Origin of the sequence: Pseudomonas sp. C27(2019) (genome assembly GCF_008807395.1) — a bacterium.
Lineage (GTDB): Bacteria > Pseudomonadota > Gammaproteobacteria > Pseudomonadales > Pseudomonadaceae > Denitrificimonas.
On the sequence record NZ_CP043320.1, the window covers coordinates 1,920,741 to 1,947,366 of the forward strand.

The 26,626-nt window shown below is 48.4% G+C and carries 27 protein-coding genes; 13 read left to right on the top strand and 14 right to left on the bottom strand.

Annotation, left to right across the window (positions count from 1 at the left end):
* Positions 1-54 precede the first annotated feature (54 nt).
* The 3 genes from FXF61_RS08720 to FXF61_RS08730 form a co-directional block, all read right to left on the bottom strand.
* Positions 55-810: an ABC transporter substrate-binding protein gene (locus FXF61_RS08720; RefSeq protein ID WP_151184897.1), complete on the bottom strand. Its 756-nt coding sequence runs from the start codon at positions 808-810 to the stop codon at positions 55-57.
* A gap of 200 nt (positions 811-1,010) precedes the next feature.
* The gene (locus tag FXF61_RS08725; protein ID WP_151184898.1) at positions 1,011-1,940 is read right to left on the bottom strand and encodes an electron transfer flavoprotein subunit alpha/FixB family protein; all 930 of its coding nucleotides are present in this window, start codon (positions 1,938-1,940) and stop codon (positions 1,011-1,013) included.
* Entirely contained in the window at positions 1,940-2,689 is a 750-nt protein-coding gene (locus FXF61_RS08730) for an electron transfer flavoprotein subunit beta/FixA family protein (protein ID WP_151184899.1), read from the bottom strand. Before FXF61_RS08730 ends, FXF61_RS08725 begins: the two co-directional genes overlap by 1 nt.
* 328 nt (positions 2,690-3,017) lie before the next feature.
* Between FXF61_RS08730 and FXF61_RS08735 the strand changes: the two genes are divergently transcribed.
* Both FXF61_RS08735 and FXF61_RS08740 read left to right on the top strand, forming a co-directional pair.
* The gene (locus tag FXF61_RS08735; protein ID WP_151184900.1) at positions 3,018-4,673 is read left to right on the top strand and encodes an electron transfer flavoprotein-ubiquinone oxidoreductase; all 1,656 of its coding nucleotides are present in this window, start codon (positions 3,018-3,020) and stop codon (positions 4,671-4,673) included.
* Between the two features lie 139 nt (positions 4,674-4,812).
* Complete coding sequence (locus FXF61_RS08740) at positions 4,813-5,811, top strand: sulfate ABC transporter substrate-binding protein (RefSeq protein ID WP_151184901.1); 999 nt, start codon at positions 4,813-4,815, stop codon at positions 5,809-5,811.
* A 1,812-nt stretch (positions 5,812-7,623) separates the two neighbouring features.
* Here the strand turns inward: FXF61_RS08740 and FXF61_RS08745 are convergent.
* Positions 7,624-10,344 carry a LuxR C-terminal-related transcriptional regulator gene (locus tag FXF61_RS08745; RefSeq protein WP_151184902.1) on the bottom strand — a complete coding sequence of 907 codons (2,721 nt, stop codon included), beginning with the start codon at positions 10,342-10,344 and terminating at the stop codon, positions 7,624-7,626.
* Between the two features lie 109 nt (positions 10,345-10,453).
* Entirely contained in the window at positions 10,454-10,855 is a 402-nt protein-coding gene (fur, locus tag FXF61_RS08750) for a ferric iron uptake transcriptional regulator (protein ID WP_151184903.1), read from the bottom strand.
* Between the two features lie 96 nt (positions 10,856-10,951).
* Here fur and FXF61_RS08755 point away from each other — a divergent pair, with 96 nt between their 5' ends.
* Positions 10,952-11,491 carry an outer membrane protein assembly factor BamE gene (locus FXF61_RS08755; RefSeq protein ID WP_151184904.1) on the top strand — a complete coding sequence of 180 codons (540 nt, stop codon included), beginning with the start codon at positions 10,952-10,954 and terminating at the stop codon, positions 11,489-11,491.
* A 28-nt stretch (positions 11,492-11,519) separates the two neighbouring features.
* On the opposite strand, the gene FXF61_RS08760 is transcribed toward FXF61_RS08755, so the two are convergent.
* Together FXF61_RS08760 and FXF61_RS08765 are read right to left on the bottom strand one after the other, a co-directional pair.
* Positions 11,520-11,840: an RnfH family protein gene (locus FXF61_RS08760; protein ID WP_151184905.1), complete on the bottom strand. Its 321-nt coding sequence runs from the start codon at positions 11,838-11,840 to the stop codon at positions 11,520-11,522.
* The gene (locus FXF61_RS08765) at positions 11,833-12,267 is read right to left on the bottom strand and encodes a type II toxin-antitoxin system RatA family toxin (RefSeq protein WP_151184906.1); all 435 of its coding nucleotides are present in this window, start codon (positions 12,265-12,267) and stop codon (positions 11,833-11,835) included. Before FXF61_RS08765 ends, FXF61_RS08760 begins: the two co-directional genes overlap by 8 nt.
* Positions 12,268-12,507: 240 nt before the next feature.
* On the opposite strand from FXF61_RS08765, the gene smpB reads away from it, so the two are divergent.
* Entirely contained in the window at positions 12,508-12,990 is a 483-nt protein-coding gene (smpB, locus tag FXF61_RS08770; RefSeq protein ID WP_151184907.1) for an SsrA-binding protein SmpB, read from the top strand.
* Positions 12,991-13,021: 31 nt separating this feature from the next.
* Here the strand turns inward: smpB and FXF61_RS08775 are convergent, their stop codons facing one another.
* A complete protein-coding gene (locus tag FXF61_RS08775) occupies positions 13,022-13,486 on the bottom strand; it encodes a TlpA family protein disulfide reductase (RefSeq protein ID WP_371921488.1) in 465 nt (154 codons plus the stop codon).
* Between the two features lie 82 nt (positions 13,487-13,568).
* Between FXF61_RS08775 and arsC the strand changes: the two genes are divergently transcribed.
* Genes arsC through FXF61_RS08790 form a run of 3 tightly spaced genes read left to right on the top strand, consistent with a single transcriptional unit; the run spans position 13,569 to position 14,939 of the window.
* Positions 13,569-13,922: an arsenate reductase (glutaredoxin) gene (gene arsC, locus FXF61_RS08780; protein ID WP_151184908.1), complete on the top strand. Its 354-nt coding sequence runs from the start codon at positions 13,569-13,571 to the stop codon at positions 13,920-13,922.
* Positions 13,919-14,524 (top strand): NAD(P)H:quinone oxidoreductase, encoded by a 606-nt coding sequence (gene wrbA / locus FXF61_RS08785; protein ID WP_151184909.1) that lies wholly within the window; start codon positions 13,919-13,921, stop codon positions 14,522-14,524. Before arsC ends, wrbA begins: the two co-directional genes overlap by 4 nt.
* Positions 14,517-14,939, top strand: a complete 423-nt coding sequence (locus FXF61_RS08790; protein WP_151184910.1) for a DUF2069 domain-containing protein — start codon at positions 14,517-14,519, stop codon at positions 14,937-14,939. Before wrbA ends, FXF61_RS08790 begins: the two co-directional genes overlap by 8 nt.
* Positions 14,940-15,021: 82 nt before the next feature.
* Here FXF61_RS08790 and trxB read toward each other — a convergent pair whose 3' ends face one another.
* Positions 15,022-15,966 (bottom strand): thioredoxin-disulfide reductase, encoded by a 945-nt coding sequence (gene trxB, locus FXF61_RS08795; protein ID WP_151184911.1) that lies wholly within the window; start codon positions 15,964-15,966, stop codon positions 15,022-15,024.
* 188 nt (positions 15,967-16,154) lie between these two features.
* On the opposite strand from trxB, the gene cysZ reads away from it, so the two are divergent.
* A complete protein-coding gene (gene cysZ / locus FXF61_RS08800; protein WP_151184912.1) occupies positions 16,155-16,898 on the top strand; it encodes a sulfate transporter CysZ in 744 nt (247 codons plus the stop codon).
* Between the two features lie 51 nt (positions 16,899-16,949).
* Here the strand turns inward: cysZ and FXF61_RS08805 are convergent, their stop codons facing one another.
* On the bottom strand, positions 16,950-17,819 hold the full coding sequence (locus FXF61_RS08805) for a Dyp-type peroxidase (RefSeq protein ID WP_151184913.1): 870 nt from the start codon (positions 17,817-17,819) through the stop codon (positions 16,950-16,952).
* Positions 17,820-17,998: 179 nt separating this feature from the next.
* Here FXF61_RS08805 and FXF61_RS15305 point away from each other — a divergent pair, with 179 nt between their 5' ends.
* Both FXF61_RS15305 and FXF61_RS08815 read left to right on the top strand, forming a co-directional pair.
* On the top strand, positions 17,999-18,181 hold the full coding sequence (locus FXF61_RS15305) for a hypothetical protein (protein WP_371921489.1): 183 nt from the start codon (positions 17,999-18,001) through the stop codon (positions 18,179-18,181).
* Positions 18,182-18,296: 115 nt separating this feature from the next.
* A complete protein-coding gene (locus FXF61_RS08815) occupies positions 18,297-18,989 on the top strand; it encodes an OmpA family protein (protein WP_151184914.1) in 693 nt (230 codons plus the stop codon).
* Positions 18,990-19,012: 23 nt separating this feature from the next.
* On the opposite strand, the gene FXF61_RS08820 is transcribed toward FXF61_RS08815, so the two are convergent.
* Positions 19,013-19,327, bottom strand: coding sequence for a GIY-YIG nuclease family protein (locus tag FXF61_RS08820; protein ID WP_151184915.1), 315 nt, complete (start codon positions 19,325-19,327; stop codon positions 19,013-19,015).
* Between the two features lie 198 nt (positions 19,328-19,525).
* Here FXF61_RS08820 and FXF61_RS08825 point away from each other — a divergent pair, with 198 nt between their 5' ends.
* The 3 genes from FXF61_RS08825 (at position 19,526) to rhlB (ending at position 22,916) form a co-directional block, all read left to right on the top strand.
* On the top strand, positions 19,526-20,185 hold the full coding sequence (locus FXF61_RS08825) for an alpha/beta hydrolase (RefSeq protein WP_151186055.1): 660 nt from the start codon (positions 19,526-19,528) through the stop codon (positions 20,183-20,185).
* 303 nt (positions 20,186-20,488) lie between these two features.
* Positions 20,489-21,439, top strand: coding sequence for a GGDEF domain-containing protein (locus tag FXF61_RS08830; RefSeq protein WP_151184916.1), 951 nt, complete (start codon positions 20,489-20,491; stop codon positions 21,437-21,439).
* 70 nt (positions 21,440-21,509) lie between these two features.
* The gene (rhlB, locus tag FXF61_RS08835; RefSeq protein ID WP_151184917.1) at positions 21,510-22,916 is read left to right on the top strand and encodes an ATP-dependent RNA helicase RhlB; all 1,407 of its coding nucleotides are present in this window, start codon (positions 21,510-21,512) and stop codon (positions 22,914-22,916) included.
* A gap of 103 nt (positions 22,917-23,019) precedes the next feature.
* On the opposite strand, the gene FXF61_RS08840 is transcribed toward rhlB, so the two are convergent.
* The 3 genes from FXF61_RS08840 to FXF61_RS08850 are packed head-to-tail and all read right to left on the bottom strand — an operon-like array spanning position 23,020 to position 26,524.
* Positions 23,020-24,867 (bottom strand): Gldg family protein, encoded by a 1,848-nt coding sequence (locus FXF61_RS08840; protein ID WP_151184918.1) that lies wholly within the window; start codon positions 24,865-24,867, stop codon positions 23,020-23,022.
* Between the two features lie 2 nt (positions 24,868-24,869).
* Entirely contained in the window at positions 24,870-25,604 is a 735-nt protein-coding gene (locus FXF61_RS08845; protein ID WP_151184919.1) for an ABC transporter permease subunit, read from the bottom strand.
* Entirely contained in the window at positions 25,601-26,524 is a 924-nt protein-coding gene (locus FXF61_RS08850) for an ABC transporter ATP-binding protein (protein ID WP_151184920.1), read from the bottom strand. The genes FXF61_RS08845 and FXF61_RS08850 overlap by 4 nt, the downstream gene beginning before the upstream one ends.
* Positions 26,525-26,626 lie beyond the last annotated feature (102 nt).

A 26,626-nucleotide genomic window follows, 5' to 3' on the forward strand; every position in this document is an offset into this window, starting at 1 on the left:
TCGCGCAACAAAAAGCCCAGCATGGTTAGCGAACTGATCATCTGGGCTTTTTTGTCAGGGGGCTGTCGACTGCTGCTCACTCAGCTTGAGTAATGCCTTGTTCAAGGTCAAACGCAACTGATCAGTGTTGCAGGCTGAGTCTTTTGACAGCGCTACAAATAATCCCTGAGTTTTCACTGGTGGCTCAGTAAACTCAAAACGCTGTCCTAATTCTTTTTCAACTAAAAGCTGTTGAAAACCCTCTTGCTCGGCGAGTACATAATCGGCACGCCCTTGCAAGATGCGCTCAATCGCTATATCTAACGTATCAACACTGCGCACAGGCCAATTGCGTAGGTCAGCTTGCACGTCAAACTCAGCAAACTGTTTAGAGTCCACTACCCGCACGCCACGAAGCCCTGTCAGCACTGGCCATTGCTGTAAGGACAACTGCTCACCTGCACGCCGCCATAAACGGTAGGTTTTGTGCATATAGGCTGGCTTTAAATAATCCAAACGAGTATCGTTTTCAGGCTGCTGACTGACACCAATAATCAAGTCAACACGCCCGCTGCGCACCTCAGCCAACGCCTTAGCGCCCTGTGCTGAGTCAAGAGTGATATTCAGCTTTGTTTTCTGCGCCACCGCTTTTAAAAAGTCAGCGTTTAGTCTGTGTTGTCTATCTTTGTCTAGCGTACTGGCTGCATCAAACGATGCATCAAGGTAGCTCACTGCTATAAGCCTTTCACATGCTTGCTGTTCGGCATACAGCACACTCGGCATGCTGCTGACTGCGACCCATACAGTGCAAAATAAAAATCGCCTGCTCATAGCACTCCACTGTCTCTATTATTTAATCCAAGGATGTATCTTACACAGCATCAAGACCACAAACGCTAGACCCGTCAAATTCATATTAACATTGTCGAGCATTGAGCTAGCAGTCAACAGGCGCTGACTTTAGCATGCTGCTTCAATCTATTAAGCGCATAAAAAAACCCGCTAAAGCGGGTTTTTTTAACATAGCAGCCTTATAGGGCTGCTTCTAGCTCAGGCACAGCGTCGAATAAATCCGCTACTAAACCGTAGTCTGCCACTTGGAAAATCGGTGCATCTTCATCTTTGTTGATCGCAACGATCACTTTAGAATCTTTCATGCCCGCCAAGTGTTGAATCGCACCGGAAATACCCACTGCGATGTACAGCTCTGGCGCAACAATTTTACCTGTTTGGCCAACCTGCATATCGTTGGGTACAAATCCTGCGTCAACAGCAGCGCGTGATGCGCCTACCGCACCACCAAGCTTGTCGGCAATACGGTTGAGCATGTCAAAGTTTTCACCATTTTGCATGCCACGACCACCCGAAATAACCACCTTAGCAGCAGTTAACTCTGGACGGTCAGACTGCGCCAGCTCTTCACCAACAAATGCAGAAACTCCCGCATCGCTACCAGCTGCTACAGCTTCAACACTAGCAGAGCCACCTTCAGCTGCTGCCGCATCAAAACCGGTCGCACGAACAGTGATCACTTTAATTGCAGCATTTGACTGCACAGTAGCAATTGCATTCCCTGCGTAGATTGGGCGCTTAAAGGTATCAGCGCTTTCTACTGCGATGATTTCAGAAATTTGATCTACATCGAGCAACGCAGCAACGCGCGGCATGATGTTTTTACCGTTAGTGGTCGCAGACGCAAGAATATGCGTGTAATCCTTGCCCACTTCAGCAATTAACGGGGCTACATTTTCAGGCAGTTGATGGGCAAATGCAGCGTTATCAGCTGACAATACTTTGTTTACACCATCAATTTTTGCAGCCGCCTGTGCAACCGCGTCAGATCCAGAACCGGCAACCAGCACATGAATATCACCACCAATTGCCTTGGCCGCCGTAACAGTATTTAGGGTAGCGGCACCTAAGGCATCGTTAGAATGTTCAGCAATAACCAAAATAGTCATTAGATTACTTTCGCCTCATTTTTAAGTTTCTCAACCAGCTCAGCCACATCTTTTACTTTGATGCCAGCACTGCGTGTAGCCGGTGCTTCAACTTTCAAAGTTGTGACAGTGGATGCGGTAGAAACGCCTAAAGATTCTGGAGTTATAACTTCCAGCGGCTTTTTCTTGGCTTTCATGATGTTAGGCAAGGATGCATAACGTGGCTCATTTAAGCGCAAATCAGTGGTAACAATCGCAGGCAAGTTCAATGCGACAGTTTGTAAACCACCATCAATTTCACGGGTCACATTAACTTTATCGCCATCAACTTCCACTTTAGAAGCAAAAGTGCCTTGCGCATAACCTGTTAACGCACCCAGCATTTGACCCGCTTGGTTGTTATCAGTGTCGATCGCCTGCTTACCCAGCATGATCAACTGTGGTTGTTCTTGATCAACCACTGCTTTAAGCAGTTTAGCTACCGCCAAAGAACGTACTTCATCAGGGGTTTCGACTAGAATTGCTCGATCCGCACCCAGAGCCAGCGCAGTACGCAATTGCTCTTGAGCGGCAGTAGGACCAATAGATACCGCAACCACTTCAGTCGCAATACCTTTTTCCTTTAGGCGAATGGCTTCTTCAACACCAATTTCGCAAAAAGGGTTCATAGACATTTTAACGTTGGCAAGATCGACGCCAGAATTATCCGCTTTTACGCGGACCTTGACGTTATAGTCTACCACTCGCTTGACAGCTACTAGAATCTTCATGGATTCCTCGTTATCTCGGGTGAATAAAAAATGTCGCCAAGACTAGCCTGGCCAGAGTGATGCGCTTGGTTGAATATATAACCAATCCATCAAATAAGCACAAATCTTTTGCTATCTTGAACGTAACACTTAGGAGGGTCAATACAACAATTACAGCTTTGCACTAACCTTGCAGCTCCATTCTAACAGGGTTTTTATAAATTCAAACGAGCGTTTGTATTGGAACACAACGCGGTCATGGATATAATGTCTATAACACTCACGATTTCAGTGAGAGATCCAAGCCTTCCAAATTAAAATAATGAATAGCGTGAGTAGGAGATAGCTTGTGGAACGGGAATTTATGGAATTCGATGTCGTCATCGTTGGTGCAGGTCCATCGGGCCTTTCAGCCGCATGTCGACTCAAACAAAAGGCAACAGATGCCGGTCAAGAGATCAGCGTGTGTGTCGTTGAAAAGGGTTCCGAAGTCGGTGCCCACATTCTTTCTGGTGCGGTTTTTGAGACGCGTGCACTCGACGAATTATTTCCAAACTGGAAAGAACTCGGCGCCCCACTCAATACGTCAGTTAAACGTGATGACATTTATTTATTAAAAAACGCTAATAAAGGACAGAAAATCCCTAACTTCTTTGTGCCTAAGACCATGCACAACGAAGGCAACTACATTATCTCACTAGGTAATCTGTGCCGCTGGCTGGCTCAACAAGCAGAAAACCTTGGCGTAGAAGTGTATCCGGGCTTTGCTGCTCAAGAAGCACTGATCAACGAAGACGGTGCTGTTTACGGCATTTTAACCGGCGATATGGGCGTTGATCGTGAAGGCAACCCAAAAGACGGCATGTACACGCCAGGTATGGAATTACGTGCTAAATACACTTTATTTGCCGAAGGCTGCCGCGGTCACATCGGTAAACAACTGAACAAGCGCTACAACTTAGATAGCGAAGCTGATGTTCAGCACTACGGCATCGGCATCAAAGAAATCTGGGACATCGATCCTGCCAAACATGAAGAAGGCCTCGTGGTACATACTGCTGGCTGGCCTTTAGATGATGACAACCCAGGTGGCTCGTTCTTGTATCACACTGAAAACAATCAAGTGGCCGTAGGCCTGATCGTTGATCTGTCTTACAGCAACCCTCACTTATCACCCTTTGATGAGTTTCAGCGTTACAAGCATCACCCACTCGTCAGTCAGTACCTTGAAGGCGGTACGCGTGTCGCTTATGGCGCACGCGCACTGACTAAAGGTGGCTTTAACTCCTTGCCGAAAATGGTCTTCCCTGGCGGTGCTTTAGTCGGTTGCGACCTGGGCACACTCAACTTTGCCAAAATCAAAGGCAACCACACTGCAATGAAATCCGGCATGTTGGCCGCTGAAGCGGCGGCTGATGCGATTATTGCAGGACGCGAAGGTGGTGATGAGTTAACTGCATATGTCGAGGCATTCAAATCGAGCTGGCTGTACGACGACTTATTCACCAGCCGTAATTTTGGTGCAGCAATCCATAAATACGGCGCGTTATTAGGTGGTGCATTTAACTATATTGACCAAAATATTTTTGGCGGTCGGATCCCAATCACCCTGCGCGACACAACACCTGACCACACTAAATTGAAACTGGCCTCTGAGTCGAAAAAAATCAACTACCCTAAACCCGATGGCAAGTTAAGCTTTGATAAACTCAGCTCGGTGTTCTTGTCTAATACCAACCACGAAGAAATACAGCCCTGTCACCTAGTTTTGACAGATGCTAGCATTCCGCTGGGTAAAAACCTTTCGATGTACGATGAGCCAGCCCAGCGTTATTGCCCAGCTGGTGTGTATGAAATCGTCACGCAAGCGAACGGTGAGCAGACATTCCAAATTAATGCGCAAAACTGTGTGCATTGTAAAACCTGCGACATTAAAGACCCTGCACAAAACATCACATGGATTGCGCCAGAAGGCACTGGCGGCCCTAACTATCCAAACATGTAAAGCTGCATACGCTTTAAGAGCCCTCATAACGAGGGCTTTTATTCTAAAACAGAATATCAAAATTACTTTTAATTCTTTTACAGAATAACAAGCGTTCTCTATAGTGTGACCCTCTCCGTTTTATCCAAGGGATCGCACTATGAAACGCCTGCTAACAGCATCACTTTTCGCCCTAAGTTTTAGCGCAGCGAGCGCTTTACAAGCAGCACCACTACTGAATGTCTCTTATGATGTGATGCGCGATTTCTATAAAGACTACAATGCTGCCTTCCAAAAATACTGGCAGGCCCAGGGTAATAAAGCAGCACAGATCCAGATGTCACATGGTGGCTCAAGCAAGCAAGCGCGCTCAGTCATCGACGGTCTGCCAGCCGATGTCATCACCATGAACATGGCCACCGACATCAACGCTTTGTATGAATACGGCAAGCTTATTCCTGAAAACTGGGCTGAGCGCTTGCCTAATAACAGCGCTCCTTTTACCTCAGCGACTGTGTTAATCGTGCGCAAAGGCAACCCAAAAAACCTGCAAGACTGGCCTGATCTGATTAAAGATGGCGTGCAAATTATCGTACCTAACCCAAAAACTTCAGGTAATGGCCGTTACACCTACCTATCTGCTTGGGCCTACGTATTGAAAAATGGCGGCAGTGAGCAAGACGCTAAAGACTTTGTCGGTAAGCTATTTAAGCAAGCGCCGGTACTGGATACTGGCGGCCGTGCGGCAACCAGCACCTTTATGCAGAACCAAATCGGTGATGTTTTGGTGACCTTTGAAAATGAAGCGGAGATGATCGCTCGTGAGTTTGGTCGTGGCGCCTTTGAAGTGGTCTACCCCAGTGTCAGCGCCGAAGCTGAGCCACCGGTGACCATCGTTGACAAGGTGGTTGACCGCAAAGGCTCACGCGTGATTGCACAAGCCTATCTAGACTACCTGTGGTCAGATGAAGCACAGCGTATTGCCGCAAACAACTATTTACGCCCACGCAACCAAGCAATACTTGCCGAGTTTGCTGATCGCTTCCCTGAAGTTGATTTCATGCCAGTTGAAGCTACTTTTGGCAACTGGACTGACATCCAAAAAGATCACTTCAATGATGGCGGGATTTTTGATCAAGTCTACGCCGACCAGCAGTAACACGCGCCCCCTCCCACGAGGCAAACGTTTGAATGTCGGTCTCGTGTTTTTATTTTAGAACATCATCAGCAGCATAGACCTAGGCCAATTCTAACTAACAGCCAAAACTTCACACTTTTTCATTGTAGGCTTACTGTCGAGTGTGGTGCATACCGTGCTCCGGAGTTGGGTTTTTTCATCGGTTTTAACAGCCTTTGCATGGCATACCGTACTCCGGGGTGGGTGTTTTTCCGTCGATGAACCCATCCTGGGTTCAACTCCGGCGCTACGCCATCCATGGCTTCGCTTGTCACACCAACCCCGAAGTACTCATTGATCAGCGACGTTGCTAGCGCGATTGATATAAGACTCGTCTGATTCTGGAAGATTTTTTTACACGACCAGTTTGGCGTGCGTTTTTTTGTTCTGGTTCTGTTTTTGACTCTGAGTCTGACTTTGCATCTGAGCTCTGAGGTTTGCTTTTGATCTTGTTTTGCTGGCTTGAGTTTTTAGAGGACGTGCAAACCCTAGCGCTGATCAATGCGCTTGCTTTAAAAGAGCCGTGCTACAGAATCGAAAACAACATCAATGATTAACTGCAGTGTGCGGGTGTTGTGGCGAGCGAAGCCAGGGATGGCGTAGCGCCCGCATCACGCCAGGATGGCGTGTTAAGGGAAGAACAACACTTGCACGCTGCAACATGCGCCAATTGTTCCTGAAAGTTTTTTATTGAGGTGTACTGGTCATTGCGTTGCATACCGTACTCCGGGGTGGGTGTTTTTACGTCGATGAACCCATCCTGGGTTCAACTCCGGCGCTGCGCCATCCTTGGCTTCGCTTGTCACACCAACCCCGAAGTACTCGTTAATCAGCGGCGTAGTTAGCATGATTGATATAGGACTCGCTTGGTTCTGGAAGATTTGTATTTACACGTTAAGTTTGGCAGGCGATTTTTGTTCTGGCTCTGGTTCTGAGCTCTAAAATTTAGTTTTGCTCTTGCTGGCTTGAGCTCTTGAGTTTTTAGAACACGAGCAACCCTACAGCTGATCAACGCTTCTGCTTTAAAAGAGACGTGCTACAGAATCGAAAACAACATCAATGATTAACTGCAGTGTGCGGGTGTTGTGGCAAGCGAAGCCAAGGATGGCGTAGCGCCCGCATCACGCCTGGATGGCGTGTTAAGGGAAGAACAACACTTGCACGTTGCAACATGCACAGATCTTGCTTTAAAAGAGTCATGCTACAGACTTGAAAACAATATCAATGATCAATCGCAGTGTGCGGGTGTTGTGGCGAGCGAAGCCAAGGATGGCGTAGCGCCCGCATCACGCCTGGATGGCGTGTTAAGGGAAGAACAACACTTGCACGTTGCAACATGCACAGATCTTGCTTTAAAAGAGTCATGCTACAGACTTGAAAACAATATCAATGATCAATCGCAGTGTGCGGGTGTTGTGGCGAGCGAAGCCAGGGATGGCGTAGCGCCCGCATCACGCCAGGAGGGCGTGTTAAGGGAAGAACAACACTTGCACGCTGCAACATGCGCCAATTGTTCCTGAAAGTTTTTTATTTAGGTGTACTGGTCATTGCGTTGCATACCGTACTCCGAGGTGGGTGCTTTTCCGTCGATGAACCCATCCTGGGTTCAACTCCGGCGCTGCGCCATCCTTGGCTTCGCTTGTCACACCAACCCCGAAGTACTCATTAATCAGCGGCGTAGTTAGCACGATTGATATAGGACTCGTTTGTTTCTTAAAGATCTTTATTTTAAATGAAAGCCTGACAAAAAAAGCTCGCCAAAACTGCAAAAAAGCTCATCACGATACTTTCTGTTTAACTCAAAACACCCAAAGCCTGCGCGCGCGCCACAGCTTGCGTGCGGCGCTCAACACCAAGCTTAAGGTTAATATTGCGCGCATGAGTCTTCACTGTATGCAGCGAAATAAATAATTTATCGCTCACTTCCTGATTAGAACAACCCTGCGCAATCAATTGCAAAACAGCCAATTCCCTAGCGCTCAAAGCCTCATATTGCACTAGCTGCTCACCCACCAACGCCTGCTCTATCGCTTCAGGCAACGCTGCTAAAAGATCATCACGCACCTGATCTTGAGCACGCACGCCTAACTGCTGACGCAACCAGGCCGCATGCTGGCTCAATAACGGCTGAAAGGCCAACACAGCACCACCTTGCGCCAACTGTAACGCCTGCGTTAATTGCTTAGCCGCACAACCATTGGCACCCTGCTCTAATAACAGCACACATAAATACACACGGGCCGTCTGCTCAATGACAACACAATCATGCTGCCGCGCGTACTCAATTAAACCGCGCAAGCGCTGCTCTGCAGCCGTTACCTGCCCTAACGCACGCTCCAGCAAGGCCATTTGCAACTCTACATATAGCGCCAATTGCGGGTGGAACTCTGAGGCCTTATCCATGTGCTGCACATTATAAGTCGTGGACAAACGCTCCAACCAAGGTTGCGCCAGCTCCACCTGCCCCTGCAGCAACCACAACTCACACTTGCTCAAAGTCAGCATCGCCAAGTAATAAATACTCGGTACATCCCATGTATGCATGACCCGCTCAGCTTCAGCAAGTTGAGCAAACGCTTCAGGCACACGCCCACTGACACCTTCTAATATGGCTTGCATACGGTAACCAATCAGCACACTGGCATCACGGCAGGCTTGCGCCTCACTGATACCGGCACAGAGCTTTACCCGTGCTTCTTGGGAGCGCCCACGCATACCTAACAAATACCCTTCATACATGGTTAATCGTGCACGAACCGCATAGACACGCTCACGGGGCATGTCGACCAATAACTTTAACCCCTCACGCACAACAGCTAGGGCTCGATGTATTTGGCCACGCAGCTGCAATACTCGAGCACGCTCATACAAAGCAAAGCCGGTGTACAGTGGACAACCTACACGCTGCGCTAACTCAACATTATCTCGCGCCAGCTGACGTGCTTGCAGAATATCGCCGCGTAATATCGCGATACTGCCCAGTATTGAGGTGCAAATTTGCCGTTGACCATGACGTTCAACAGGCAAATTTAAGAGTGCTTCACTGCAATACTGCCAAGCCAATTGTGCATCACCGCGACCTCGCGCTAACAAACCACTAAGCGCTTGCCATTGCGCCAGCAAGCCGATCTGCTCAGCTTGGCTAGGCGCAGGTAGAAACTTTGCCAACTGCGCCAACAGCTGATCTGCTGCATCCAGTTGACAGGCTAGGCCTAACGCCCAGCAATAAAGCACAATCAAACGCGGTGTGCTGGCTAAAACACCATCAGGCAAATCCATTTTCCAACGCAAAAGCATGCTTATATTTTGCTCAGCCAACAGTAGCTCCTCAGCTGAACCCTGCACTAATTGCGCAGCAATCTCAGGCTGTTCAGCCAGCAATGCATACTCAACAGCCTCATTAAGCATGTCATGCTCAGCAAACCAAGCACTAGCGCGCGCATGCACTGTGCGCATATCAGTAGCGGCCGCCTGCTGCACCAATAAAGCATCTGAAAACAAATGGTGATATCGATACCATTCACCCTGCTCATCCAGTGGGACTAAAAACACGTGATGAGCGAGCAAATATTCAATGACCTGCGCACTATCTTGGCGCTCACGTAAGGCATCACACAAACCAGCATGAAAACGCTCAAGCGTCGCAGTAGCAAATAAAAACTGTTGAATTGACTCTGGCTGCTGAGCAATGATCTCTTCAAGCACATAGTCGCGAATCAAGCCCTGTGAGCCATGCGGCCCAGCTAATAAAGCATACTCATTATTTACTCGACCGTTTAACGCTAGCAGCCACAAGCGTAATCCCGCTGCCCAGCCTTCACTGCGCTGCAGAATATTTTGCACAATAGCGTCACTGACCTCTGTATACCCTTGCTCAGCTAATAAAGTATGCAGCTCGGCTGGATTAAAACCTAAGTCTTGTTCATTGATTTCAAGTATCAAATCTGACAAACGCAAGCGTGCTAAATGCCAGCTAGGGCGCTGACGGCTGGTAACCAGCAATAAGAATCCAGCCGGCAAATGATTCAGCAGATACTGTACGTTGTTATCCAACACCTCATTTTGCGCGAGATGATAATCGTCGAGTACCAATAATAAGGGGGAATCAGCATTTAAATCTGTGCTGATTTCATCTAGCACTGTGTTCAGCCAAGCCTCATAAGGAAACGCTTGGTGACCCTGACGCGTCTTTAATTGTGCCAGCGCCTGCTCGCCCACATCAGGGTAGACGCTGTGTACAGCATTTAAAAACCGTTCAAAAAATCGCCCTGGATCACTATCGCGTGCGCTCAATGATAACCAAACACTACGCCAAGGCGCTGGCAACTGATCGCAAAAGGCGCTGCTTAACGCACTCTTACCGCAGCCAGCCGGTGCACACACAAGGATCAATCGTCCTTGCAAGCCTGCACGCAAACGCTGATACAAACGTGATCGCGCCACATACCCATTAGGCACCGGCGGCCGATAAAACTGCTCAGCGCGGGCTGATCTTAGCGTTGTGCGTTTAGACAAAACACATCCTAAATAGTGATGCCGCTCGCACCAATGAATGCAATGCACATGCACTGCAAGCCACTCTCATCAGATACTTACAGCGCCATGCCCTATAAATAACACGCAATTATTTCTTTTTTACGTACAGCACCAAGTCATGTTCTACTAATTCATAACCCATCTCTGCAACAATTTTACGCTGACGCTTTTCAATTTCCTCATCATAAAATTCAAAAACTTCACCTGAATCAACACAGACGATATGATCATGGTGCTCACCATCATCAAGCTCAAACACCGCATGCCCACCATCGAAGTTATGACGGATAACGAGGCCCGCCGCTTCAAATTGCGTCAATACACGGTACACCGTTGCCAAGCCAACATCCTCGCCACTATCCATCAATGCCTTGTAAACATCTTCAGCACTCATGTGGCGCGGCTCGCATGATTCAAGGATTTGCATAATTTTCACACGCGGTAAAGTGACCTTTAAACCCGCTTTACGTAATTCATTATTTTCAGCCATAGTTATTTTCTCACTAATGCGGTTTCGCTGAGACGCACAATGCAGGTATGATCAGCGTATCTGTTACCTATTCACGATAGTGGAAGTCCGTCTCTAATGCAAAATAGCTCACGTATTATTCGCAGTTTTACTCTTGCCAGCTTATTAGTGCTGGCTGGTTGTTCATTTCCCGGCGTCCATAAGATTGATATTCAGCAAGGCAATGTTGTCACCCAAGATATGGTTGATCAACTACGTCCCGGCATGACCACTCGCCAAGTGCGCTTTATTATGGGCACACCCTTGATTGCAGATACCTTCAATAGTAATCGCTGGGATTACTTATACAGTATCCAACTCGCGGGCGGTACACGCAAACAGGAGCGTATCAGCCTAATATTTAACGATGACAATCAACTGCAAGGTTTGGGCGGTGATTTTCTTCCTGGCGTAAGCCGCGATCAGGCTATTTTGGGTCAAAGCAGCACAACTAGCAGTGCGACTGATGCGCGCACAGCACAAACAGAACCTAGCGAGACTCAAGAGCGCATCGAGCCGCCAGTCCCCGGCTCGCTGCAGGAGCAAATTCAACGTGAAGTTGATGAGATGGAGGCCGCACCTATTCCCGAGTCACGCTTAGAAAACGGCGAACTCTGATCTTCAGAGTTGACCATGCAGAGGCGTGCTACTGCTCAGCCTCTGCCGCTTTTGCCTGTGCTGCTCGTGCGGCACGTTGCTTGCGTACCTCTTTAGGGTCAGCCAGCAACGGGCGATAAATCTCTACTCGATCACCTGCCTGCAAAATATGCTCCTCAGGACGAGCAATCGTTTTTCCGAAAACGCCTAAAGGACTGCCCTGCAGATCAATATCGGGGAAATCGATATCCAAGCCAGAGCGTAGCGCCGCATCACGCGCACTGGTACCTTGCGCTACTTGCATCTGTACGATTTTTTGTTTGTGCGCCAGCGCATAGGCGACTTCGACTGTAATCATTTGCTTATCCATAGACTTCTTTCGCTCGCTGACAAAATGCATCGACCATAGTGTTAGCCGCTTGAGTAAATAAAGGTCCTAAAGTGGCCTTGATAATGGGACCAGCATAATCAAACTCTAAATCCAAACTGATTTTACACGCCTTCTCACCCAGAGGCTTGAATTCCCAGACACCCTGCAAGTGACTAAAGGGGCCATCTTCTAAAGCCATACTGACCCTTTCATTGGGCACCAGAGTGTTTTTAGTCACAAAGCGCTGTGATATAGGCCCTTTAGCAATAACTAGAGCAGCACGCATGTACTCATCATTTTGCTCAAGAATCTCACTACCTGAGCACCAAGGTAAAAATTGCGGGTAACTCAAAACATCGTTAATCAAGTCATACAGCGCTGCTGCACTGTAGGGCAGTAAAGCGGAACGTTGAATATGCGTGGCCATAGTAATTTTTCATCCACCAATAAATTCTGTTGATATAGCCTTTAGCTTACACCCCCTAAAGTGAGAGCATCGGGGCGCCAGCGCAATACGTCCTGTACAGCGTTGCACTGCTAAAAAGCCACTTAAGCGCATAACACAAACCACCATTGTCATGCATTAGCAGCATCCTCTCAAGCAAACCCTAAAGATTCCTCGATAGCCTCTCGCCAGACGCTGCATAACGTCTTATAATCATTAACTATGGCTAAACATAAAAAACAACCGAAAGGCACCATTGCGCTGAATAAAAAAGCGCTGCACGATTACTTTGTTGAACAGCGTATGGAGGCAGGTATCGCTCTGGCAGGCTGGGAAATCAAAAGTTTGCGTGCAGGCAAAGCTCAGTTGGTGGACAGTTACGTCTTACTTAAAGACGGCGAAGCATGGCTAATGGGCTGTCATATCAGTCCGTTAACGGCTGCCAGTACCCATGTGATTACCGACCCGACTCGTACGCGCAAGTTGTTGCTGAACCGCAATGAGCTGGATAAGCTCTTCACTGGTGTGCAACAAAAAGGCTACACCTGCGTTGCATTAGCGCTGTACTGGAAGAACCATCTGGTCAAATGTGAAATAGCACTGGGTAAAGGTAAAAAAGAATACGACAAACGCCACGTAGAAAAAGAACGTGATTCCAATCGTGAAATGCAGCGCGCATTACATGATCGCAAAAGAGCGATTTAAACCACTATCCATTCCCTGCTAGGTCAGCCCGTTAAGGCGCTGACCAGCCCAGTTGGCGTAATGCCTGAACGATGCTTTCTTTACTCTGCTCACCCGGTAGCTGACCTGCCAGTTGGCCTTGCGGATTAACAATATAGGTGGCCGGTAAACCGCGAGTTTCAGGCAGTTTAAAACGTGCTGCTGGATCCGTACTCAGTACAGAAAAAGCAATGCCCAGTTGCTGACTGTCCGCTAGAAGCTTATCACCCTGCAGTTGATCAAAATTCACCCCCAAAACACGCACACCCTGATCACTCAGCTCGCTCGACAACGCATTCAGCTCTGGCACTTCTTTTCTGCATGGCGCACACCAAATCGCCCAATAGTTAATCACCAGCCACTCTTTGGCTTGTGAAGATAGCGTAACGTCAATGCCATGTTGATCATGGCCTAGTGACTCAACTTGATCGCAACCTGCGAGCAGCACCATACAAAAAACCATAAGTATTTTTTTCAACGTTCTCTTCCTTCTGCGAAGGCGTACCGCCCCAGCGGCTTAGCCTGATAGAATGCAGCATGTGATTGTTTGAGGTAACCCCATGAGCGATATAATTTTGTACCATTATTCACGCTGCAGTAAATCACGTGCAGCCTTAGCCCTGCTCGAAGAACGCGGCATCAATGCAACTGTCGTTCACTATGTAGATACACCTCTAAATGCTCAACAACTGAGTGCCTTGCTCAGCAAGCTCAACCTTACAGCGCGTCAACTTATGCGCAGCGGTGAGTCAGCTTACAGCGAAATGGGTTTAGATAATCCAGATCTCAGTGAAGCCCAGTTGATTGATGCCATGGTGCAAGCACCGATTTTGATGCAACGCCCAATTCTAGAAGTAGGTCAGCGTGCCGCTATTGGCCGACCACTGGACAACCTAACGGAGCTTTTAGCATGACAGCGCCCTATATTTTAGTACTTTATTATAGCCGCCATGGCGCCACTGCGGACATGGCGCGACATATTGCCCGTGGCATTGAGCAGGGCGGCCTTGAGGCACGCATCCGCACTGTACCAGCCGTCTCCAGCGAGTGCGAAGCCGTGGCACCAGAAGTACCAACTGAAGGCGCAATCTATGCCAGCCTTGATGATTTAAAAAACTGCGCCGGCTTGGCGCTCGGCAGCCCTACCCGCTTTGGCAATATGGCTGCACCCATGAAGTATTTTTTAGATGGCACCAGCAATCTGTGGCTAACTGGCCAACTGGTTAATAAACCGGCGGGGGTTTTTACTTCAACGTCAAGCCTGCATGGCGGCCAGGAAAGCACCCTATTAAGCATGATGCTGCCCTTACTGCATCACGGCATGTTAATTTGCGGTTTGCCTTACAGTGAACCAGCGCTATTGAACACCAAAGCGGGTGGCACACCTTATGGCCCAAGTCATGTCGCCGGTGCCGATAGCAAACGCCCTCTTGATGAACACGAGATCAGCCTATGCACAGCACTAGGTCTACGCCTCGCACAATTTGCTCAACAACTGGAGAGGCCTCGTGGCTAAAAGACAATCAAAACCACTGCCAGAACTCAGCTGGCTGGAACCGCGCTTACGCATCAGTCGCATAATCAGTCTATTCTCATTGGCTGGGCTAGCAGTGCTGTTAGTCGTGTGGAATTTGTTTTTCAGCAATAGAGCCAACAGCGCTGGCTTGAGCACCTTGGCAATTATAAGCATCGCCCTGATACCACTTATGATCATTGCCCTGGGTATGTTCCTAGGCTCTGCAAAAACACATATATGGGCATGTATTTTAATTAATATCTATTTTGTCCATGGGGTGCTTGCCAGTTTTTCGCCCGACAAGGCTTGGCTCGGCTATGCTGAGACTTTCTTCAGTGTAGTGCTTTTTTGCAGCGCATTTATGTATACGCTTTGGAGTTTTAAATATAAGCGCAAACTCCTCGGTGAAGTATAAAAGTCAGCATGTAGTACTAAAAAAGCCGCTATTGCGAAAAAATGCAAAGCGGCTTTTGAACTCAGAATACCTCTGCAACCTCTTAGTTTTCTAAGTATTTCTCCACATCCAACGCAGCCATACAGCCTGCACCGGCAGAGGTGATGGCTTGGCGGTAAACATTATCAGCAACATCACCAGCGGCAAACACACCTTCAATACTGGTTGCTGTTGCATTACCTTCAGGCCCGCCCTTGACCACCATGTAGCCATCTTTTAGTTCCAACTGACCTTCAAATAAACCAGTATTGGGCGTATGACCAATAGCAACAAACAAACCATCAACGGTTAGCTCGCGCTTACTGCCATCGTTATTGAGTAAACGCACACCGGTTACACCCATATCATTGCCGAGAACTTCATCTACTTGCGCATTCAGCGCCAGCTCAATTTTGCCTTCAGCAATGCGAGCCTGCAGTTTGTCTTGTAAAATCTTCTCGGCGCGGAAGGTTTCACGGCGGTGAATCAAAGTCACTTTGCTGGCGATGTTTGATAAGTACAGTGCTTCTTCAACCGCAGTATTACCACCGCCAACCACCGCCACTTCACGATTGCGGTAGAAAAAACCATCACAGGTCGCACAAGCAGAAACGCCCTTACCCATAAAGGCTTCTTCAGATGGCAAGCCTAAGTAACGGGCACTGGCACCTGTAGCGATAATTAACGCATCACAGGTATAGGTACCACTGTCACCAATCAGCGTAAAGGGCTTGCTTTGCAGTTGCGCGGTATGGATATGATCAAAAATAATCTCTGTCTCAAAACGCTCAGCATGCTCTTGCATACGCTGCATCAGCGCCGGCCCTGTCAGCCCCTGCGGATCACCAGGCCAGTTGTCGACTTCCGTGGTAGTGGTTAACTGACCACCGGCTTGCATACCAGTAATCAATACTGGTTTTAAGTTGGCGCGTGCAGCGTACACTGCGGCACTGTAGCCAGCAGGACCAGAACCCAGAATAAGCACTGGTGAATGACGAACATCAGACATAAATAACTCCTAACTAGGGGATCTAAGGCAAAATACTGTGTCATAGCTTACAGTTTGCAGGTTCGCGAACCCAACTCTAAACTTTAAAATACTCAATTAGCATACATCACAGCGGTCAATCGCTGTTTGACTCTGCACGTATTGTCTACCAACCTCAATCATGATGCCACTTTGACAGGAAACACGTTATGCATGCTCAGCCTCTTGGCGGCCCACAGTATTTAAATGCTGGTTTTAAAATGATTATGCGTCCCGGTTTGCGCAAATTCGTTTTATTGCCACTGTCGATTAATATCCTAGTTTTTTTCGGATTAATTTATTTTTCAGTGCAGCGCTTTAGCGGTTGGGTTGCACAACTGATGCCTAACCTACCCAGCTGGCTATCATTTTTAGATTATATTTTGTGGCCGCTGTTTGTCTTGCTGGTACTGTTGATTATATTTTTTACCTTTACCACCATCGCTAACCTGATTGCTTCGCCCTTTAATGGTTTTTTAGCTGAAAAAGTTGAAGTGATTGCTCGTGGCGAGGATCACTTCCCACCTTTTAATTGGACCGAGTTGATGGCTATGGTGCCACGCACCTTGTGGCGTGAAATGCGTAAACTGGGTTATTTCTTACCGCGCGCACTGGGCTTGCTGATTTTATCTTTTATTCCCGGGGTCAATATTATCGCTGCACCACTGTGGCTGCTGTTTAATATCTGGATGATGGCGGTGCAATATATTGACTACCCTGCAGATAATAACAAAGTTAGCTGGGGCTTGATGCTGGAGTGGCTGCGCGCTAAGCGTTGGCTCAGCTTAAGCTTTGGTGGTATTACGTATTTAGCCTTAATGGTACCTTTTTTTAATCTGATTGCGATGCCCGCGGCGATTGCTGGGGCGACCTTACTCTGGGTTGATCATCAAAAAATCACAGCTAACCATTAATGCATAAGCCCACATGACCACTAATCAATAGCGGGCTTATACAGCGTTTATTTAGAGTATTGCGCTCAGCTGCAACTGACCGTTAGCAACCGATGGGCACCAATAATGGCCACCGCTGATGGGGCGGCTGAAGCGAAATAAGCCATCGGTAATACCATCATCCAAACCGATCATACGCTGCAGCTGCATTTCAAAGAAATCCAGCGTTTTAGCAAAGGATAAAAACACCAAACCCGCTTCATCACCATCGATATACGGCATTGAGCGGCGCACAACAAACGCTTCTGGCTCAAAATCCTCCATGGCGGTACGCTTGACGTGCGCGGACTCTGGCGCATCATCCAACTCTTCGTTATCACTTAAGCGCCGACCAAAAATATGGTCTTGCTCTTGTTGCGGTAAGGCTTTGAACCCCTTTAGGTCGTGCACCCAATGCTGTACCGATGCATAACTGCCACCCGGTGACTCACTATCAATGGCGGCGTCAACGGCGGCCTGCTCAACAGGGTTTTCCGTCCCATCCTCATAACCCGTTAAATCATGGCCAGACAGATAACGGAAAGACTCCGTCACCTGCACAACTTTTAAAGCGGGCGCTAACGCTGTGATTATCACTTCAGTACGATGCAATAGCTCGCCACGGTCATCACCACGCAGCCAACACCATAAGGCATGCTGTGTCGATGGAATATCAATGCCAGCGTTACTCATCGCTGGGAAAGCACGCAACCTGTCCAATTGGACATCTAGCGCTTGCAACAACGACTTACCAAAACCAACGACCGTGGCATCGCCATCAACCATCGCCGCTAAACGCTGTAGCGCCGCTGTGAGCTGCTCGCTTGACTCCAAAGTAAAAAAAACATGACGTGCAAGTGGTGGCACAGGCTCAGCAAGAATGCCTGTTTGATACGTGATCATATGTTACTCCTCATTGACCGATACTATTTGAAGAATACGTTAATCTATAGGGTATATACAGAGAGTGACTTGACCGGAGTTTAAGCCATTGACTCAACTGTCTACACTGATGCGCGAAACCTTTGCCGTTAACCCCACTGCACACGTCGGGGAACGCACTTGGCTTAATACGCTTTTGCTTGCGCCAAGATACGCTGTTAATTGCTGGTGATACGTTATTAAAGGAAGCGCTAAATAATTACCTACGTTGTCAGGGCGGTGGCGACCCAACGACTGAACGCTCCATTCGTCAACGCTTGTACACCTTAGATGAGGATGCCACCCCTAGTAATAGGACATGGTACCGACACACTGCTAATTGATGAAATGCGTAACAATCCATTTGTGCGCGCTTGAGAACTATTTTCGATAATGTCACTCTAAACTACATTGTGTATAGCACCCCCCAACAACATAAAGCTGAACAAGGATTTTATTATGCTAAAACTTTCAACATCTCGAACACTGATCGCTACCAGTATTTTTGTTTTACTGGCTGGCTGTGCAAATAACAACCCCTATGGCGGCCAGCAAGGCCAACAAGGCGGTCCGAGTAAAACCGCAGTGTATGGTGGGCTCGGTGCCCTTGGTGGCGCGGTAGTCGGTGCAGCCACCTCAAGCAAGAAAGACCGAGCTAAAGGCGCGCTGATTGGTGCAGCAGTAGCAGGTGCGGCTGGTGCTGGTTATGGTTATTACGTTGACAAACAGGAAGCCGAACTTCGTCGCAGCATGCAAGGCACTGGTATTGACGTGCAACGTGACGGCGATAATTTAACTTTAGTGATGCCTGGCAATGTCACGTTTGCAACTGATTCATCAGCAATCTCAGGCAACTTTTACGGCACACTGAATAATCTTGCTCAGTCATTTAACCAATACGATCAAAACACCATTGAAATCATTGGTCACACTGACAGCACAGGCCCTTATCAGCACAATATGAACTTATCACAACGTCGCGCGCAAAGTGTTGCTGATTATCTACGCAACCAAGGCGTTAACGGCATGCGCATGAACGTGCGCGGTGTTGGTCCCGATCAGCCGATTGCTGACAATGGTACTGCACAAGGCCGTCAACAGAACCGTCGCGTAGAAATTAATCTGCGTCCGATTCCTGGCGCTTATCAATAAGTCCTTCTTCACCTCGCTGGCTTCTAGGCCAGCGAGGCATCCTTTCGACAAACTCCAGAAACCAATAGCTGATTACTTTGCGCCTGCAGCAATTGCTCTTTAGCCTGCTTGGACAAACGCTTAATCGCCAACTCACGGCGCAAGGCTGTGGACTTATCCGCGCAGACTTCCACATACACCAAAGCTCGAGCAGGGCTCGTAGCGAAAAACCGCGCACCCTTGCCCGCACAGTGCTGAGCAAAACGCTTCTGCGCATCAAGGCTAATTCCGCAATATAACGCTCGATTATCAGCGCGTACTAAGTACACGTACCATGGCGACGGCAACGCTGTAGTCATACCTGTCCTAATCTGTACGTGGCTTTTACAAGCCAATTCAGGCCATAATCCGCAGCAACCAGTCTGCACTACGGGATTATACACCCCATAGTTTAACCACTGACGCCAGCTTAGATACAATCTATCATGCCAGCTTGCCTAAATTGAATCGCGGCAAATCACTGGTGTTTGGCAACACTTTAAGAAGAGTTATCCATGATCAAAAATGCATTAATTGTTGAATCCCTACAGCCGGCCGATGCCTGCGTTATTTGGCTACACGGTTTAGGCGCTGGCCGCAGTGACTTTGAACCGGTGGCACGCATGTTACAGCCACAAGTGCCCAGCACGCGTTTTATCTTGCCGCAAGCACCCACCCAAGCGGTGACTATCAATGGCGGCATGGCGATGCCCAGCTGGTACGACATTTTATCGATCAGCCCAGGTAAGCGCGCAATTAACAGCGAGCAACTAGAAACCTCTACACAGCAACTGATCACCCTTATGGAGCAGCAGCGCGACAGCGGCATCAGCCCGACACGCTTGTTCTTGGCCGGATTTTCACAAGGTGGCGCGGTAGTGTTACACGCCGCATTTTTACGCTGGAATGAAGCTCTAGGCGGCGTTATGGCGCTCTCGACTTACGCCCCCACATTTGAGAACGTATCGGCTCTCAGCCCACTGCAGGCACGGACACCAACATTGTGTATGCACGGTCGCCATGATCCTGTCGTGCCATTTTTTATGGGTCAAGCAGCGCAGCAGCAACTTGAAAGCTGGGGCGTTCCAGTGACCTGGCATGACTACCCCATGCAGCATGAAGTTTGCCAGCAGCAAATTGCAGACATCGGCACATGGCTTAGCAAGCAACTGCAGTAGGTTTACGAATAAGTCAGTGTGAAAAAGCAACCATACTCTATATGCAATGTTTGCACGGATCGGCCTTCAGCAGCCCAAAGACAACCAGGAGAACGTCGCCACTAAACGATTGAGTCTATTCAAACTACGCTATACCCTAGAGTCTGCCGATTAAAGGTGCTTTTACCTTATGCAGTGCTATCTAGTATTGGCTCAAGTTTGGCTGTGACCTGTTTAGCAACGGCAACCTTTTATCCAAAGTTTTCTAGTCTTGGGCTACTGAGCATGCTATAGAGTGTTAAAGCATCCTTAAGGGATTGCAGTATGGATAAGTTTGACTTACAGCGCATTAAAAACACACTGAACGACTGCCCGTTATTTCAGCACATTGACGATGCCAAATTACAGACTATTCTAGCTTTTTTTACCCTGCACACTTTAGAAAAAGGCACATTATTACTCAGTCCTGAGCAACCCAATGCTTATTTATACTTAATTCTTGAAGGCCAGCTCAGCATCCATTTAAGTGATGTCAATACGCCGCCAATCAGTTTTTTAAACTCAGGTGATTACGTGGGCGAAGTCAGCTTTATCGACCACCAGCACCCGTCTGCTTATGTGCTTGCAAGCCAAAAAAGCACTGTAGTGCGCCTGCATCGGCGTAACTTGCCACAAATCTATGATGTCTCACCGATCATTCATCATAATTTATTGCGTATTCTGTGCAGTCGTATTCGCAGCGGTAACAATTCGCTGCTGCACAGCGAACAAAATGCACACATTGACAGCTTAACTGGCATCCCCAATCGTCGCTGGCTTGAGTATGCCTTTCAACGCGAACGCCAATTTTGCCTTGATAGAAACGCTCCACTGTCTATGATCATGCTCGATGTCGATCACTTTAAAATCTATAACGACAGTCACGGTCATCTAGCCGGCGATCTTGTTTTGCAATTCGCGGCTTTGCTGTTACGCGAACAACTTAGACCGCATGACAGTATGGCTCGCTTCGGTGGTGAAGAGTTTGTTGTACTACTGCCAGGAATGACTCTGATAGAAGCGTCCCACGTAGCAGAGCGATTGCGATACTGTTTAGCCTCACTCAAGCAATTACCCAACACTCAACCAGTTTTGCCCAGCGTTACTATTTCACTCGGTGTCGCACAATTGTCAGCAGATGACGAACTATCCGACTTGCTAAATAAAGCCGACAAGGCACTGTATGAAGCTAAACAACAGGGCCGTAATCGCGTCTGCCTTTATCAGCAAAAGTGAAACAATTTCTCCAAAGCGCTGTGATGCCTTACACTACGACTCATTTATAGACTACTGATAAGAGAATGCCGTGCTAAAAGCACTTAAAAACATCTTCCAAAAAGAATCAGAGCCGACTGAACAAGCCAAAGAAAGTCCAGTCACGCCGCAGGTATCACGCTCTGAGCCTGAAACGCCAGCTGTCAGTAAAAAGACAGTGCGCAACAAGTCTGTTGCTAAAAAAGCACGTCCACGCAAAGCCAAACCTGAGACGATTCAACCCCCTTGGTCTCTCGAGGATTTTGTTGTTGAACCGGTTGAAGGTAAAGTCCGCTTCCACGATTTTGCACTTGCACCAGAATTGATGCATGCCATTCAAGATTTAGGATTCCCCTACTGCACACCAATTCAAGCACAGGTACTCGGGCATACGCTAGCGGGCAAAGATGCCATTGGCCGTGCGCAAACCGGCACCGGCAAAACAGCCGCTTTTTTAATCTCAACGATCAGCCAGCTGACGCAAACGCGCCCACCTGATGAGCGCTATATGGGTGAGCCGCGCGCGCTGATTATTGCGCCAACTCGTGAACTGGTTGTACAAATTGCCAATGACGCCATTGCTCTAACCAAATACACCAACCTCAATGTCATGAGTTTTGTCGGTGGCATGGACTTTGATAAGCAGCGCCGCCAATTGGAATCACGTTACTGTGATATTTTGGTCGCCACACCTGGGCGTCTGTTGGACTTTAACCAGCGCGGTGAAGTGCATCTAGACATGGTTGAAGTGCTGGTCTTAGACGAAGCTGACCGCATGCTGGATATGGGCTTTATCCCACAAGTTCGACAAATTATTCGGCAGACACCGCACAAAGAAGAACGCCAAACACTATTGTTTTCAGCGACCTTTACCGAAGATGTAATGAACCTGTCCAAACAATGGACAACAGACCCTGCTATTGTCGAAATCGAGCCTGAGCATGTTGCCAGCGACTCCATTGAACAGCACGTCTTTGCTGTGGCAGGCAGCGACAAATACAAACTGCTGTACAACCTAATTCAGAACAATAACTGGCCGCGTGTTATCGTCTTTGCCAACCGTAAAGATGAAGTGCGTCGTATCGAAGAGCGCCTAACACGCGACGGTATCAGCGCAGCGCAGATGTCCGGTGATGTCGCTCAGCATAAGCGTATTCGCGTACTTGAAGACTTTCGTTCAGGCCGTTTGCGTGTGTTGGTTGCCACCGATGTTGCAGGTCGTGGTATTCACGTTGATGATATCAGTCATGTGGTCAACTTTACCCTGCCAGAAGATCCTGATGATTATGTCCACCGCATTGGTCGTACCGGCCGCGCTGGCACCACGGGTGTATCCATCAGTTTCGCCGGTGAAGATGATGCCTACGCACTACCAGCGATTGAAGAGTTACTGGGTCATAAGATTCAATGCGAAACCCCACCTGAAGATTTATTAGTGGCGCCACCTAAAAGCCGCTAAAGCATATTTGTAACGCAGCACGCCCAACGAGCGGTTTGCACTCACACAAAAAAGCCAGACTCCATATGGGTCTGGCTTTTTTGTGTGCATGGCATGAGCGCCTTTAGTTTGCCAATCGTACCCGACGCATACGTCGCATCAAACTAAATAAAATAAGCATAAAGGTCAGCACTATCGGCATCACAGCAATATTAAAGAACTTAAGCTTGCTGCCCAGCGCTTCGATATCCGCATTAAGCTGATAGCGCACCTCACGCAATTCCTTACGCAACTGCAACTTCTCTGCTAAAAACTGCTCCAGCGTGCTTTGCTGCTCATCAGTCAACTGTAAGTCTTGCGCAGGATCTGTGGCCTGCTGCAAAGCAAACAGTTTTTCTTCAGTTGCCGCCAAGCGGGCTTGTAATTGCTGCTCTTTTTTACGAAAACGCTCTTGCGCACTGCGCTGTAAGTTATCCACCACAGTAAAGGGGCGATTAAAATTACCGCGCGAGCGCACGCTAATTAACGCATCAGAACCAGATAAATTATCCAGCGCATTAATGGTAAAGCTGCCATTATCGGCCCAAGGCTGTGGCATGCGTTGACCAAAGAAGTTTTGCACCTGCACCCACATGCGATCACTGAGCATATCGGTATCAGCAACGACAATCACATTGATATTCTCGGCGCTTTGCAAACCCTTCTCGCGTCCTTCAATACCATCAGCAAACGCCGTTTTAGCCGGCCCACTGATCCGCGCCGCCAGCACATAGCGCGCACCGGTGGGCTCCAGTTCGGCCAAGAGCTCTTCTGGATTTTGCAGCATGGCAAAGCGTTGTGCACTAAAGGGCATGGCGTATTCAGAACTGTGCAGTAGCGCTGTAAAGCGCGTTTTAGTGCTTTCTAAAGGCTCTAGAATACCGGCAGTGGCCATGGTGATATCATTCAGCTGTGAAGTAATCACATCACTGCTATCGAGTGCTTTTTTAGGCAAAGACAACCAGCCTGGGTGGCGCACCGCACGCTGCTGTGGTCCGACGCCAACCGACATGGCATAGACACCATCACCAATCACTTGCTCAGGCAACATGCGCAAGCCCCACGCTTTAAACAGCTCTGGCAAATCTGAAGACTTATCCAGCGCAAGTTCTCCCGGCATGCCTGTGCCCGTATCGGCTTCGCTGTAGGGGTCAACAAACACCAACAACTTACCGCCAGCTAAAACAAATTGATCAATGGCGTACTGGGTGGCCTCACTCAGATTTTTCGGGTGCACGAGCAATACAGTGCTGACATGCTCTGGGATCAGATCAATATTATCTTTTAAGCTCTCAATGACAAATTGCTGACGCACCTCTTCAATAATCGTCCAAGCCGGCAGCGGTTGTCCGGCCTGCATATCAAAGCCACCATTGAGTGGTAAGCCTGATAACACACCAATCACCGGACGTTCAGTTTGCGCGACGCTGCTGATTAAGCGGCTCAGTTCATACTCTAAAAGCTCTTCTTGATCTAAAGCGAAAAATGGAATGACCTGCTGATCACCCTGCGCATTCTCAGCCGCCAAACCAAAATACAACTGTGCACCATCCTGCTCTAACGGCACCGCCTGCAAACCCAGCGCTGCAGCGCGGTCTTCATCCTCAGAGAACGCTTCTGGATCAATCACCTCTAAGCGCAATTGACCATCGGCCATGCGCACATAGGACTCCAACAACTCCTTAACGCGCTGTGCGTAGCTGCGCAGCATCGGCACGTCGCGCGTGGCTTTATCGGAATAAAAGTACTGCAAGCTGATCGGTTCTTGCAGCTCACTAAGCAACTGCTGAGTTCCGCTGGACAAGGTGTAGAGTTTTTGCTCAGTGAAATCGAGCTGAGTGTTTTTAAAAAGGCCATTGGAGAGGACATTAAAGCCGACAAACGCCACAGCAATGAAGACAAGGCCAACACTGGAATACATCAATCGTTTCATCTTCAGTTCGCCTTCTTCAAATCAATCACAACCGCTGTGGCCATCAGCCATGCGGCAATAAAACTTAGAAAATAAAGAAGATCTCGCACATCAATCACCCCTTTACTGATCGCTTGGAAGCGCGTTAAAAAGCTAAACGAAGCAACCGCATCCAATAGCCACTGCGGTGCCCAGCCACTAAAGGCATCAAGAACCAAGGAGAAGCCGCTCACCACAAACAAAAAGCACAGGCTGACCGTTAAGATAAAGGCAATCACTTGGTTTTTTGCCATGGCCGACATGCAAGAGCCCACTGATAAATAAGCACCCGCCAACAGCCAACTGCCGATATATCCGGTCAAAATCGCGCCATTATCTGGATTGCCTAAGTAATTGACCGTCAGCAGCATCGGAAAAGTCAGCAGCAGAGCAATGCCTGCAAATACCCAAGCCGCCAAGAACTTACCTAGTACGCTTTCAAAGCGGGTAATTGGCAAGGTCATTAACAGTTCGATGGTGCCGTTTTTACGTTCTTCAGCCCACATACGCATGGCCAGTGCTGGCACTAAAAACAAATACAACCATGGGTGAAAGTTAAAGAATGGACTTAAATTGGCCTGGCCACTTTCGTAGAAACCACCCAAATAAAAGGTAAAAACACCGGACAACACCAGAAAAATCAGCAAAAACACATATGCCAAAGGCGTAGCGAAAAAACTGTTAAATTCTCGCTTAAAAATAATCGGTAGCTGCTTCATGCCACATCTCCACGGGTCAAACTGCGGAACACTTCATCTAAGCGGCCGCGCTCCACTTCCAGCTCGTGCACCTGCCAGCCTTGCGCGTGGATCAATTGGTTTACTGCTGGGAAAATAACCTGCCCAGGCTCAGCCAATACCGTGAGACTGCCATCCAACGGATTGTCCTCAAGGCCAATCACGCCAGGCAGCGCCTGTAACAGTTTACGGTCCAACGTTTGTTCTGCAAGAAGGGTCACCGCTTGGTGATAGCGCGAGCGGCTTTGCAAGGCATAAGGGGTTTCATCAATCAGTAAACGGCCGTGACTGATCAGCATCGCACGGGTACAGAGCGCGCTAACCTCTTCTAAAATATGCGTTGAGATAATCACAATCCGATCTACAGCCAAACTCTTAATGAGCTTGCGCACCTGATGCTTTTGATTGGGGTCGAGACCATCCGTGGGCTCATCAAGAATCAGCACTTTAGGATCATGTAGTACCGCCTGCGCTAAGCCAACACGGCGCTTAAAGCCTTTGGATAAGGTATCGATGTTTTGCTCAAGTACGCGCTCAAGCTCCAGCAAAGCAACGGCGCGATCCACACGTTCTTGCAACGCCTGGCCGCGATAACCGCGGACCTCACCAATAAAGCTAAGAAAAGCACGCACCGTCATGTCGCCATAGCACGGCGCGCCTTCTGGCAAATAGCCGATCAGGCGCTGTGCCTGCAAGGTTTGTTTGCCAATATCAAAACCACAGATACTGACACTGCCCGAGCAGGGTCGCAAAAACCCCGTGAGCATTTTCATTGTGGTTGATTTACCTGCACCATTGGGGCCTAGAAAACCCACCACTTCGCCCGGTTCAACACTAAACGATAAATCATCCACCGCTACGTGCTGCACAAAGCGTTTTGTTAAGTGCGCGACTTTGATCATTATTACTCTACCCCACCATCACTTCGGGCCGACCGCTTCAGATAAAGCGACTTTAAGAAAACTGCAAAACTGTGCCACTGCATGTTGCAAAAAGAAAGAGCA

Coding starts and splice junctions, on each gene's coding strand:
- FXF61_RS08720 (WP_151184897.1), bottom strand. CDS start 810: ATGAGCAGGCGATTTTTATTTTGCACTGTATGGGTCGCAGTCAGCAGC.
- FXF61_RS08725 (WP_151184898.1), bottom strand. CDS start 1,940: ATGACTATTTTGGTTATTGCTGAACATTCTAACGATGCCTTAGGTGCC.
- FXF61_RS08730 (WP_151184899.1), bottom strand. CDS start 2,689: ATGAAGATTCTAGTAGCTGTCAAGCGAGTGGTAGACTATAACGTCAAG.
- FXF61_RS08740 (WP_151184901.1), top strand. CDS start 4,813: ATGAAACGCCTGCTAACAGCATCACTTTTCGCCCTAAGTTTTAGCGCA.
- fur (WP_151184903.1), bottom strand. CDS start 10,855: ATGGCTGAAAATAATGAATTACGTAAAGCGGGTTTAAAGGTCACTTTA.
- FXF61_RS08755 (WP_151184904.1), top strand. CDS start 10,952: ATGCAAAATAGCTCACGTATTATTCGCAGTTTTACTCTTGCCAGCTTA.
- FXF61_RS08760 (WP_151184905.1), bottom strand. CDS start 11,840: ATGGATAAGCAAATGATTACAGTCGAAGTCGCCTATGCGCTGGCGCAC.
- FXF61_RS08765 (WP_151184906.1), bottom strand. CDS start 12,267: ATGGCCACGCATATTCAACGTTCCGCTTTACTGCCCTACAGTGCAGCA.
- smpB (WP_151184907.1), top strand. CDS start 12,508: ATGGCTAAACATAAAAAACAACCGAAAGGCACCATTGCGCTGAATAAA.
- arsC (WP_151184908.1), top strand. CDS start 13,569: ATGAGCGATATAATTTTGTACCATTATTCACGCTGCAGTAAATCACGT.
- wrbA (WP_151184909.1), top strand. CDS start 13,919: ATGACAGCGCCCTATATTTTAGTACTTTATTATAGCCGCCATGGCGCC.
- trxB (WP_151184911.1), bottom strand. CDS start 15,966: ATGTCTGATGTTCGTCATTCACCAGTGCTTATTCTGGGTTCTGGTCCT.
- cysZ (WP_151184912.1), top strand. CDS start 16,155: ATGCATGCTCAGCCTCTTGGCGGCCCACAGTATTTAAATGCTGGTTTT.
- FXF61_RS08805 (WP_151184913.1), bottom strand. CDS start 17,819: ATGATCACGTATCAAACAGGCATTCTTGCTGAGCCTGTGCCACCACTT.
- FXF61_RS08815 (WP_151184914.1), top strand. CDS start 18,297: ATGCTAAAACTTTCAACATCTCGAACACTGATCGCTACCAGTATTTTT.
- FXF61_RS08820 (WP_151184915.1), bottom strand. CDS start 19,327: ATGACTACAGCGTTGCCGTCGCCATGGTACGTGTACTTAGTACGCGCT.
- FXF61_RS08830 (WP_151184916.1), top strand. CDS start 20,489: ATGGATAAGTTTGACTTACAGCGCATTAAAAACACACTGAACGACTGC.
- FXF61_RS08840 (WP_151184918.1), bottom strand. CDS start 24,867: ATGAAACGATTGATGTATTCCAGTGTTGGCCTTGTCTTCATTGCTGTG.
- FXF61_RS08845 (WP_151184919.1), bottom strand. CDS start 25,604: ATGAAGCAGCTACCGATTATTTTTAAGCGAGAATTTAACAGTTTTTTC.
- FXF61_RS08850 (WP_151184920.1), bottom strand. CDS start 26,524: ATGATCAAAGTCGCGCACTTAACAAAACGCTTTGTGCAGCACGTAGCG.